At 55.5% G+C, this 10,611-nt stretch carries 16 protein-coding genes; 8 read left to right on the forward strand and 8 right to left on the reverse strand.

What is annotated here, in order from left to right; genetic code table 11:
* The 5 genes from C8J30_RS18960 to C8J30_RS17795 all read left to right on the forward strand — a co-directional run.
* Nucleotides 1-222 (forward strand): hypothetical protein (locus C8J30_RS18960; protein WP_220033833.1); only part of this gene is annotated, 222 nt, incomplete at its 5' end.
* A gap of 98 nt (nt 223-320) precedes the next feature.
* Nucleotides 321-644 (forward strand): hypothetical protein, encoded by a 324-nt coding sequence (locus C8J30_RS18445; protein ID WP_146227965.1) that lies wholly within the window; start codon nt 321-323, stop codon nt 642-644.
* A gap of 10 nt (nt 645-654) precedes the next feature.
* On the forward strand, nt 655-1,374 hold the full coding sequence (locus C8J30_RS18450; protein WP_146227966.1) for a hypothetical protein: 720 nt from the start codon (nt 655-657) through the stop codon (nt 1,372-1,374).
* 4 nt (nt 1,375-1,378) lie between these two features.
* A complete protein-coding gene (locus tag C8J30_RS17790; RefSeq protein WP_110807410.1) occupies nt 1,379-1,966 on the forward strand; it encodes a hypothetical protein in 588 nt (195 codons plus the stop codon).
* A 117-nt stretch (nt 1,967-2,083) separates the two neighbouring features.
* Nucleotides 2,084-2,623 carry a recombinase family protein gene (locus C8J30_RS17795; RefSeq protein WP_110807412.1) on the forward strand — a complete coding sequence of 180 codons (540 nt, stop codon included), beginning with the start codon at nt 2,084-2,086 and terminating at the stop codon, nt 2,621-2,623.
* On the opposite strand, the gene C8J30_RS17800 is transcribed toward C8J30_RS17795, so the two are convergent.
* The 4 genes from C8J30_RS17800 to C8J30_RS17810 all read right to left on the reverse strand — a co-directional run bounded on the left by C8J30_RS17800 (nt 2,620) and on the right by C8J30_RS17810 (nt 4,328).
* Nucleotides 2,620-3,303 (reverse strand): hypothetical protein, encoded by a 684-nt coding sequence (locus C8J30_RS17800; RefSeq protein ID WP_110807414.1) that lies wholly within the window; start codon nt 3,301-3,303, stop codon nt 2,620-2,622. The two genes, C8J30_RS17795 and C8J30_RS17800, sit on opposite strands and share 4 nt — an antisense overlap.
* Nucleotides 3,300-3,443, reverse strand: coding sequence for a hypothetical protein (locus tag C8J30_RS18795; RefSeq protein ID WP_181420953.1), 144 nt, complete (start codon nt 3,441-3,443; stop codon nt 3,300-3,302). Before C8J30_RS18795 ends, C8J30_RS17800 begins: the two co-directional genes overlap by 4 nt.
* 268 nt (nt 3,444-3,711) lie before the next feature.
* A complete protein-coding gene (locus tag C8J30_RS17805) occupies nt 3,712-4,026 on the reverse strand; it encodes a HigA family addiction module antitoxin (RefSeq protein WP_110807416.1) in 315 nt (104 codons plus the stop codon).
* A gap of 17 nt (nt 4,027-4,043) precedes the next feature.
* Nucleotides 4,044-4,328: a type II toxin-antitoxin system RelE/ParE family toxin gene (locus C8J30_RS17810; protein ID WP_110807418.1), complete on the reverse strand. Its 285-nt coding sequence runs from the start codon at nt 4,326-4,328 to the stop codon at nt 4,044-4,046.
* A 114-nt stretch (nt 4,329-4,442) separates the two neighbouring features.
* Here C8J30_RS17810 and C8J30_RS17815 point away from each other — a divergent pair, with 114 nt between their 5' ends.
* The gene (locus tag C8J30_RS17815; protein ID WP_110807421.1) at nt 4,443-5,102 is read left to right on the forward strand and encodes a ParA family protein; all 660 of its coding nucleotides are present in this window, start codon (nt 4,443-4,445) and stop codon (nt 5,100-5,102) included.
* A gap of 1 nt (nt 5,103) precedes the next feature.
* The gene (locus C8J30_RS17820; protein ID WP_110807423.1) at nt 5,104-5,400 is read left to right on the forward strand and encodes a chromosome partitioning protein ParB; all 297 of its coding nucleotides are present in this window, start codon (nt 5,104-5,106) and stop codon (nt 5,398-5,400) included.
* A 2-nt stretch (nt 5,401-5,402) separates the two neighbouring features.
* Here the strand turns inward: C8J30_RS17820 and C8J30_RS17825 are convergent, their stop codons facing one another.
* From C8J30_RS17825 to C8J30_RS17840, 4 genes are all read right to left on the reverse strand, one after another.
* Nucleotides 5,403-6,446, reverse strand: a complete 1,044-nt coding sequence (locus C8J30_RS17825; protein WP_110807425.1) for a replication initiator protein A — start codon at nt 6,444-6,446, stop codon at nt 5,403-5,405.
* A 321-nt stretch (nt 6,447-6,767) separates the two neighbouring features.
* Entirely contained in the window at nt 6,768-7,271 is a 504-nt protein-coding gene (locus C8J30_RS17830) for a hypothetical protein (protein ID WP_146227967.1), read from the reverse strand.
* Between the two features lie 69 nt (nt 7,272-7,340).
* On the reverse strand, nt 7,341-8,996 hold the full coding sequence (locus C8J30_RS17835) for a type IV secretory system conjugative DNA transfer family protein (RefSeq protein WP_110807429.1): 1,656 nt from the start codon (nt 8,994-8,996) through the stop codon (nt 7,341-7,343).
* Nucleotides 8,993-9,283, reverse strand: a complete 291-nt coding sequence (locus C8J30_RS17840) for a mobilization protein (RefSeq protein WP_110807431.1) — start codon at nt 9,281-9,283, stop codon at nt 8,993-8,995. The genes C8J30_RS17835 and C8J30_RS17840 overlap by 4 nt, the downstream gene beginning before the upstream one ends.
* A 308-nt stretch (nt 9,284-9,591) precedes the next feature.
* Here C8J30_RS17840 and mobQ point away from each other — a divergent pair.
* The coding region (gene mobQ, locus C8J30_RS17845; RefSeq protein WP_110807433.1) for a MobQ family relaxase at nt 9,592-10,611 on the forward strand (1,020 nt) is incomplete at its 3' end.

The raw sequence follows: 10,611 nt of genomic DNA on the forward strand, positions 1-10,611 counted from the left end.
CAGCGCGCACAGGTGATGATATCCGAGAGCGGCTTGCGCAGATCGTCAGTCAAGATCGGCGACATGGCCAAGTCTTTAAGGCTCCGCTGGGAGTATCTGCTATCGGTCAAAAGCTTTCAGACCCCTTGGGATTCCCAGAGAGTGAAGACGTTAAGCCAAGCCATGCTGCTTCCAAAAGTAAGCGCAGAGGCGATGATTGGGAACGATGATTCCAAGATCTGAATTCTGAAGCTACCGAAAATTGTAGAAGTTTTCCTGATTTTAATTTATTATAATGAGGGTGCTCGAATTGTTGTGCTGTCGATGGATTGGAGGTGGAGATGGAAGAAATTTTTTCCTTCAAAGATCTGGCTGTAAAGAAATATTCTGGCGAAGTCCAAGAAAGCATTGCATGGCTTTGCAATCCTGTAAAGGTTTTTTCTCGCCCCATGAGGGGGCCTGGATTCTTGGAAATTCACCCATCTATTTGGAAGAAAGGCGGCGTGTTCTATTGCGGAGTTATTTTTTCAGGATCGTCTGAGGCTGCAGTATTTACTGGCTTGGGGTTCAATTCCGAGGAAGAATCCATTTTGGATGTTCATATGCTGGCCGATGTGTATAGAAAGCATCTCTTCTCTTTGATTGATTTTAGCGGTGGTGAGTGAGGGGGGTAACATGTCTCCGGTCTATATAAACAATTCGAATGCCGATGATGATTCGGAAACATTTAAGCTGTACTATGTAAAGATTTCAACAAAGGATGGCGTCTTCTACAAAATCGGAATCTGTGCTGGTTCTGTAAAAAAAAGATTCTCTTCCGAGCCAAGTGACACTGAAATTGAAGTGATAAAAATTTTTAAGCACAGCAGTTATGATGAAGCTGATTTGCATGAGCAGAGTTTGCAGAAAAAATATGCCTTGAAGGGGGATAGGCCTTTTGTTGGAAAGTGCGGCCCTTTGATATATGGTGGCAATACGGAATGCTACAGTCATGACGTTTTGGGGGGCGAGCCTCCGCCACCTCGATATTTTGTTAGACTTTTCCATGAGCCACTTTCATACTTTGACTTGGTGGCATATCCGAACCCTGAGACTGATCCTCGCAGGCCTTACTTTAATTTAATTGGGTCGGCGGTCTACATGCGCTGTGTTTTGGGGCCGGATTCTGCTCGTGGGCCTTGGGTCCAAGTTTCTTGGCTCAGCAGTTCGTCCGCTGTTGTCATGGCTACGGAGAGCTGTCTTTGGAGCGTCTATCAAGGCGCTCGCCCCGATATGCGTGGTTTTACTAGATGGGTGGCGCAATGTTCTATTTCGTCTGATCCAAGAATTTCTTATTTTTCCGAGCGAGATAAAATGAAATTTCTTGGAAAGGGATTTTCGCCGAAAATATTTTGATTTCATGCTGGGTGTGCTTGATGGATTTCGGAATCTAGGGGAGTTTTTAGTGATGACCAGGAGCCTATATCAGCATCGCCCGGATGCCATGCTGGAGGCGGAAAGAATCTATAAATTCATCGGTGAGTATGTCGTATGTTTTCAATGGCTGGAGGGCCGGATCGACGAGATCTTTCTCATGGCCAGAGGGCATAAGCGCCGTCCGGAAACTCTATCTTGGCTCACAAGGCAGACTAACGATAATAAAATAAAAGAATTTGTAAAATTAATTACCTCGGGTGTGCCTTTTGATCCGGTGTGTGTCGATGGTTGGGGGGAGCGACTGCAATCCGTGGTGGGGCGCTTGCAAAATGAGCGACGGCGTCGAAACGGAATAATGCACGCACAGTTCTTGTTCGACTTCTTGCCGGTTAATGTGCCGGTGCTTCGTCTGCATTTGCGACACGAAAACGATGTACCTGTCTTTGATCAAGAATATCTTTCGCCCCAGAGGTGTGATCAGATTATTGAGGAATTGGCGCAGCTCGCGTTCGACCTAAATATGATCTGCGTTCAGTTGCGCCATTCCTATCGCGGGCCGAAATCCGAGTGAAGAAATCGATCGTTTTTGTCCCAGTTTCGGCAGGTCTTTTCTCGTCAATGGGTTAGGAGGGACAAATCCCCATGACAAAACCTTTGTGGTTTTGAGGCGTTTTTGGCACTATGCGGCATGATCATTGGATATGCCCGCGTCTCGACCGAAGACCAGAGCCTCGACGCCCAGCTTGACGCGTTGGAGCGCGCGGGGGTGCAGCGTATCTTTGCGGACAAGATTGGCGGATCACTGCGCGAGCGACCAGAGCTCGACCGAATGCTCGATCAGCTGCGCGACGGAGACGTGGTTGTCGTCGCCAAGTATGACCGCTTGGCCAGATCGCTGCGTCACCTGCTCGACATTGTCGAGGCGATCAAGGCTCACGGCGCTGGCTTCCGATCGCTCGCCGAGGACATCGACACTACGACGCCGGCTGGCCGGCTGGTCTTTCACGTCTTCGCCTCTATCGCTCAGTTCGAGCGGGAGCGGATTTCGGAGAGGACCAAGGAGGGGCTTGAAGCCGCCCGGAAGCGCGGCCGTGTCGGCGGCCGTCCCCCTGCTCTCTCAGCCGCGCAGCGCGAAGAGGTCAGGCGCATGCGAGATATCGAAGGGCGATCGGTTGGCGAGATTGCGACACTCTTCAGGATCAGTACTAAAACTGTTCGGAGAGCTTAAAATGGGTCATCTGCTAAGGGGAGGGCCACATGTTCGGTTGTTCCCAAATGCCGCCGCGGCTGCAGATGCGTTAACCTGTAGGCATGTGATACTCCGAAACCGCTCCGTTCAATTTGTTCGACAACTATCAAGTTGTTCACCACAAGAAAGCTGATGGCTGCCTTTATACGTGCTTCCGGTATTCCGGTGTATTCGTTTAGTTGCGGATAGGTCATGTATGCCCGATTTTGGTCCCGGTCTCGCCGCGCGGCAAACGCGAAATAGGCTTTTAGGGCGTCCAACTCGACCTTCCGGCGCAGGTAAAAATCCGAAAACGCACTGATGCCATCTGACGAGTAGAGACGCTGTGCGGGTAGCATGGCCCATCCCTGCGTCGGATCGTAATTGCTGAGCTGAAACGTGCTGCGGCCGTGCGGTTCTCGCAAGATGAGCTGGCGTGCGGCTAGAACATCAAGTCCATCCGCGATTTTTGTGCGGCTTAGATGCGTTGCCCACTGGAGTTCATCGTAAGGCAACCGAGCGATGCCAGTGTCATCGGCTGCACGATGAGCAATCGCGAGTAAAACCATTAGCGCGGCAGTTTGAGCCGATCCTCCTTGCTTGCCCCAAGCGAACGCTCTCAACTCTCTGCGCTCTAGCCAGCCAGAAGGTAGCTTCACCCAGCTCCGCATCGCCCTCATTCGCCCCTCCCCTGTATCACTCGGTACACCAAGAAGAGTGCGAATCCGCAGATGCTGACGGCCAGCAAACCAAGCAAAAGGGCCAGAACTGTAGGCGAGGCCGACAGCAACAGCTCAGCAAGTTCCGTAAGTTCGGTCATCTTTTTTCCTTCGAAAAAGGTTCGATGATGCGAAAAAACGACGAATAGTGGTCTTATTCTAGAATGAACTTATTGTAATTTCCCAGAAATTTCAAAAAAAATTGTTCAATATCAATATGTTGGCGTAAAAAAATGAGTTTTTGCACGCTTCCGTTTTGGTCCATGTGTAAGTCTTCATGGACCAAAACCGTAGAATCATTAACGTTCCACTGCAATCGCGTGGCGCAGCAAGGGTCGTGTGATGCAGATCAGTGGGCTTCGCGCTTCGTTACAGGAGAGGATTAGCGGAAAATGCCGGTAATCCTGTGCGAGTTGGCAGGTGACGTATTGTGTCACCGGTCTCCTTGTTCGCCTGGACCAGATCGAACTGAGCCTGCAGGTTCAGCCAGAACTGGGGATCGGTCCCGAACCAGTGGCCGAAGCGCAATGCGGTGTCGCCAGTGATCGAGCGTTTGCCCGCGATGATCTGGCTCACGCGGTTGGGCGGCACCTCGATCTGCCGAGAGAACTCGGTGGGGGTGATGCCCAGCTCATCCAGCTCGTCTTTCAGGATCTGGCCAGGATGAATGGCTCTCATGAACATGACCGGACCTCCTTTGGTCAATGGTAGTCAACTATCTCGACATTCGCGGGGCCAGGCTGGTTGTCATGCCACTCAAAGCAGATGCGCCATTGCTGGTTGATGCGAATAGAGAACTGCCCAGCCCTGTCACCGTGCAGTGATTCAAGGCGGTTACTTGGCAGGGCTCGCAGAGCATCCAGCGTCGGTGCGGCGTTCAGGATCGACAGCCGCTTTGCGGCTTGATCCTCAAAGCCCTGGAACGCCTTCACAAACTCGCCTTTGGCAAACCCTTCGGTTTTCTTGTCGCGATAGCTCAGGATCATTGCTTGCACATACCAAAATGTACGACATACGTCAATCGTAAACTTGAAAAAAAAGATATTGGATATTTTAAGATATCCGGATAAGATAAATTATCCGGTTTTTGGAGTGTGCACATGCCAACCGTTGTCGTCGCGTCCCCCAAGGGGGGAGCAGGGAAGTCCACAACCGCAATCTTGCTTGGAACGGAGCTGGCTCATGCCGGTGCTAGCGTCGTCATGCTCGATTGCGACCCTAACCACTCTCTGACCTTGTGGGCGGACCGAGGGCCTTTCCCCGACCGGATCGAGGTTCTTTCGAACGTCACCGAGTCCGACATCGTGAAAACCATCAAACAGTACGACACTGACGGGCAAATCGTGATCGTGGACCTTGAAGGCGTGGCGTCCCGCCTTGTTTCTCGGGCGATCTCGCAAGCTGACCTCGTGATTACCCCCATGAGGGCGACGACACTGGATGCGACGATCGGGGTCAGAGCGCTCCAGCTCATCGCTGAGGAGGAGGAAGCTCTCGACCGCAAGATTCCTCATGCTGTCGTTTTCACCATGACCAAGGCCATTCGCTCCAAACAGCACAGCGGTATTGCGGAATCCCTCGCAGGACAGGGTGTCGATCTGATCGAACCGCCGTTGATGGAGCGTGCGGCGTTTTCTGCCATCTTCGAATTTGGCGGCAATCTTCGAACTATGCCTGCCCAAGGCAACATGGATGCCGCGATCGAGAACGCGGCCACGTTCGCGCAGGCCGTTTACAAGCGCCTGACAGAGGGGGGCTGAAATGTCGGATGGAAAAGCTTTCAACATCGATCTCGGGCGGCTGAAAAGCCGGGAAAAAGACCGCAGCCCGCAGGCCATCGAGAAGGCCGAGCGGGCGGGTGAAGATCTTGGGTTTGTCGCCCGCGAAGCTCAGAAGCGGCGGGGCAGGCGGCCCAGCCCGCGCACAGGGCAGGTGCACGCCAAGGTGATGCCGGAGATTTCAGACGAAATCGCCAACGAAGCAAAGCGCAGAGGCGTTCAGCAGGGCGTCATCATTGAGGAAGCCTGGGCGCTCTATAAAGAAAAATCCGGTATTTGAAATTATCCGGTATTTTTTCTTTTCTGGACCCACTTCCTGCAAAAGCCCAGAAACGCCGCCTCGGGATTGCGCGGCGTTTCTGGGAGCCAGCTTCGCCATTCTTGTTCCAGAAAATGCACATCCACACCTGGTGCAAGCATTCTGGCTGTTTCGTAAACGTCTGGATCAAGCTGTGGGGCAATGGCTTGAGGCAAGACCAGCTTCACACTTTGTCGGTTCGTGAAGGTGACCATGTCCTCCTTTTCATCATAGCTGAGCGCGTAATCGGGCATGTGGTCGTGCTCTTGGTCCTCTCGCACGATGTTCAGGACCAGTCGCCGAAACTCCCTCTGGGTGGAGCTGGAGCCGCATTTCTTCTGCAGCAGGCTCAAGCTGACCCGCCATTCCTTCTGTGCGCCGCAATGCTTGCGAGCGAGTTCATAGATGCGGCGTTCGAGAGGTTTGCGAAGCCGGAAATAGTCGCGATGCAGCGTCAAGACTTCTTTCGAGCGGATAGCATTGAATACCCAGTCAGAAAGCTTGATCTCGACTTCCTGCATTCGGCCGTCACGGGTTTCTCTGACGACTTCGGCGCTTTCGATCAGGCCGAACGTTCTGAAAATCTCTTGTCCACCCGTCACAATGTTGGTGCTGATCCGGGTGCCCGCGAGTCGTTCGAGGGCAGCTTTCAACTGGGCATACCCTGAGCCTGCGGTGTTCCGGTTGGTGGCAACAAGCATGTCGAAAGCCCGAAAGCGAACAACTTGAGTAACCTCTTTCCCCTCGTTCAGGGCGGTCATCAGTTGGCTGATACAGTAGATCAGCACATCCCTGTCATGGACCGTCGCCAGACCATCGACCGAGGGTTTAACGGCGATCTTGATGCCATTGTGTTCGTATTCCCGAACCCGGGTGTCCGGCTTGGTTGAGAGTGAGAAGATGGGATGTTCCATCGAGGCCATGTCTGCCTTGGGCACGGCATCGAAGATATCGCACACGAAGAAATCGCTCTGGGGATAGCGGTCAGGCAGGAGCGGGGAGCGATTTGCGGCGTTATCGTCAGTCACAGAAAAACCTTTCGTACTTTCACACACAGTAAGGCCTTGGCTCGTCAGGCGCTATGTTCTTTCGTACTTTCACACACGTTTAGTCTTCTTTCGTACTTTTGCACACGGTCTTTCGTACTTTCACACACACTCTTTCGTACTTTTACACACGCCCCGTCTTGAATCGTCCTTTTCTTTCATGGGCTTACAGGTTATTTTTTTTGCTTAACACAGATTCTAACACATATTTAACACCTTGGCCTGTGGATAACTTTCATCCGCAGGCTTCTAACGGGCATCAAAGCCAGATTCTGCTGGCAATAGCTCCACCAGCACCGGACCTCAAAACGGCAGTGGAGAGGTACAGGGGGAAGCTCCTGAGGTCGCAAAATACGCGAGTACAACAGCTAAACCGAGCACCAAGACCAACCCAAAGAATGCAACGAGGATCAGTGCGCGTTTCAAGCGACGCACAGTTCTCAAATCATCTCGTAAACGCTGCAAAACATGCTCTTCCTGCGTCACCAGTTCGTCGAGGTTGATACTTGCGGCTTCCCGATCGGTTGCAAAACCGGCTTGAAGCGCACGGAACTGGCCAATCGTATCGCCCAATGCATCATAGACCTCCTGCCCGATGTGCTGGGCGTAGCGATGGGGATCTGTGTGGGTCTTTGCTTCGAGGGCTGCGGCGCAGCTTGCCTTTGAGGCTTGCCGGACCTCCTCGAGGATCTGGCCATGTGCGTCGAGGCGGGCTGACATGTTGGCAACGACCTCGCCCAGCAGATCGAGGGTTTCGCGCAAAACGGCATCTGAAAGTGCAGGGGATAGGGTGCCGGGGGAAGGCATGAGGATATCCGGGTTATGAACTATGAGAAAAGAGCCGCGTGATCAGTGTTCAGTGACAGGTTTTGCGAGTTACGCTTTCGGTGAAAGGAAAAGGCCCGCAAACTCTCGATCAGCGAAGTAGCGGAGCTTCTTGAGCAGCATAACGGGTTTGGCCTGAACACGGACCAGCTGGAGGTTGGGGGCGATCTGCATGATTTCGTCGGGGGTCATCAGGTCGCGCGCCGTGACGTTGTGAGAGACCGAAGGCAGATCCCCTGCACGAAGGCTTTCGCTCTGATAGGGCGTTGTTTCCCTACCGATCATCTGGCTCAGCCATTTCGCCGTTTCAAAATCATTCACGCCGAAACACTGAAAAACGCCTGCATTGGCCACGAAGGTATTGGCCCGGACACCGTAGAGGTCTTTCATCTGGCTCATGTCCTGCAGGATCGGCCAGAGCTGGACGCCATAGCCTGCCATCAAGCCCATGGCGCGCTCCACCGCTTCGAGGCGGCCGAGGGCGGCGAACTCATCGAGGAGGAACAGCGTGGGCTCTTTCAGCCGTTTCCCGCCCGCTTGGGCGGCCTCTGCATCCCTCGCAATGTCTTGCAATCCCTGCGCCACGAGAAGCCGCAGCCAGCGGCTGTAAGCGTCGAGCCTGTTGGGCGGCAGTACGAGAAAGACCGAGGTTAATTCGTGCCTCATCGCGGAAAACTGAAAATCCGAACGTGAAGTTGCGGCGGCGATCCGTGGACTGTCCAGAAAATGCGTGTGGCGTTGCGCTGATGACATCACCGAAGCGGCTTCCCGATCGGATTTGCCGAGAAACCGGTTAGCCGCCCGGGCGATCAGCCCTGCGGCTGCATCGGTTTCTTGCATAAGCCCCAGCAGATCACGGAAACGCTCAGGCGGCAGGCTCAGATATTCCCTCACTGTGGCAAGGGTTTTACGGTCCGGTTCTTCATGGGCAACCACGAACATGATTAGGCCACCAAGCAGGGCTTTGGCCTCTTCGTTCCAATGCGCCTCGGAGACTTGGCCGGGCGGGTCCATGACCAGCGCCTCTGCGAGAGAGGCGGCATCTTCACCCAGATCGAGGCTCAGCGCGGAGAGCCGCCCGAGTGGGTTGTACGACGCAACTGGGAGGCCCGTGACGCCGAAGGGGTCGAGGACGTGGACAGCACCTAGCCTGCGGCGCGCTTCGATTGTGATACGGGCGTTTTCTCCCTTCGGGTCGATCACCAGCACCGAGCGCGGGGCTGTCAGCAGGTTAGGAATGATGGTGCCCACGCCTTTGCCCGCTCGGGTGGGGGCGATGGTCAGAAGGTGCGCGGGACCATCATAGCGCAGAAGCCGGTTCTTCTCGATATCCCGGCCGATCAGGAGACCATCGCTGGATAGGAAGGCGGCGCGTTCTTGTTGGGAGGCAAAGCGCGCAGAGCCGTGGCTGTCGTCGCGCTTCTTGCGGAACAGATCCCCGAGGTTATGCATTTCCGCCCACAGGACCACCACCGCGGCCCAAGCGATGCAGTAGAGCAGTCCAAAGGTGCAGAGCCGAACGAGATCGGACAGGGCGCCATCCCCGAGTAGACGCTGCAAGCCAAGCTGCACCAGCATGTTGGCGATTGTGGCGCCGAGGGTGGCAATGACGAGCAAGGCAATCAGGCGAGCTAGGATCAACGGAGCGCCGATCAGGAACATGCCGACATTTGCCAGGGCCGAAAGGACCGTCCCGAGCATGGTCATGCCGTGGCGTTGTTATCGTCGGTGGCTTGTTGCTGCTGCGGTTCCGGGGGCCAGCCATCAAAGGCTTTCCTGTCCTGTTCACGGGGCAGGTTGCGCACCAGGCGCTCAACCATGGCGGCCGCGCTTGAATCCCGTGCGGCCAGATCGACCAGCGCACCGCCGAGGATGATTTTGCGGCGGGTGTCGATCTTGCGCGCTTTCGTTGCTTCTCGGTTCTTCAGGGCCAGCAAGCGTGCCTTGGCTTGTTGGTAGCGCTTTTCGGCACGTTCGAGTTCCGTTTCTGCCATTTTACCACCTGCACCTGAATTACTCGCAATGGAATGTGTCGAGATTGACGGCGCAACCTCTAGCGGGTACCCGTAGGCCTGTAAAGGACAAGGGCGCACTTATGCAAACTCTTCGACTGCGTCTTCGAGATTTGCGTGCGGTCTTCTCGGGGGCATGGCCCCCCGCCGACAGCGGCCCCCTTCCGGCGCTTATTGCGCCGGATCAGGAAGAACGTTCCGCCTTCCCGAACCCTTCCCGGCCAAGCCTCACGTGGCTTGGATTGCGCCTGTCTTCCGGTCGATCGACTGCGGATCGGTGAGGCGCAGCGGTGGCGAGCTATCACCTCTCTGTCAAAACGATCAAACGCAGCGCGGGTCGATCAGCGACGGCGGCGGCGGCCTATCGGTCGGCCTCTCGCATCATTTGTGATCGAGAAGGCCGCTTGCACGACTACACCGCCAAGCGCGGCGTCGAGGTGACTTTCATTCTGGCTCCCGCCGATGCGCCTTCCTGGGCGCAGGATCGAGCCGCCCTGTGGAACGCCGCCGAAGCGCGGGAGACCAGATCCAATTCGGTCACTGCCCGCGAATGGGAGCTGGCCTTGCCGTCCGAGATATCGGATGCTGCGCGGATCGAAATCGCGGGAGCATTCGCCCAAGCGCTTGTCGATCGCTATGGTGTGGGTGCAGATGTCGCTATCCATGCCCCGCACCGTGAAGGCGACCAGCGCAACCATCACGCCCACATCCTGACGACCACACGCGCGCTTTCGGCCGAGGGGTTGGGTGCAAAAACACGTATCCTCGATGCTACGGCGACCGGCGGCCCTGAGATCGAGGTCATGCGTGCGCTTTGGGCTGATCTGCAAAACCGCGCCCTGGAGCGGGCGGGCGAAGCAGAGCGGGTAGATCATCGTTCCCTTGAGGCCCAGCGTGCCGCTGCCTTGGCTGAGGGTGACGAGCTGGCGGCCGAGGCGCTTGATCGTGCCCCCGAGGTCAAGCTCGGCCCTGCCACCAATGCCATGGAGCGCCGCGAGCGCCGCGCGGCCGATGTCGAGAGCAGAGAATATGTGCCGCTCACTGAGCGAGGAGCCAAGGTTCACGCCGCTCGCCAAACGCGCGCCGTGTTCGAGGAGCTGCGTCAGCGACTGGAGCAAGTGCGAGATGCCTATGAAGATGCTCGGGACGATGGGCAGAGTCGTGTAACTGCAGGCTTGGCTGCGTTGCGGGCGGCGGCAGGACGGCAAGCCAGTGCAGCGCGCACAGGTGATGATATCCGAGAGCGGCTTGCGCAGATCGTCAGTCAAGATCGGCGACATGGCCAAGTCTTTAAGGCTCCGCTGGGAGTA

The organism is Rhodobacter viridis, from assembly GCF_003217355.1.
Lineage (GTDB): Bacteria > Pseudomonadota > Alphaproteobacteria > Rhodobacterales > Rhodobacteraceae > Rhodobacter > Rhodobacter viridis.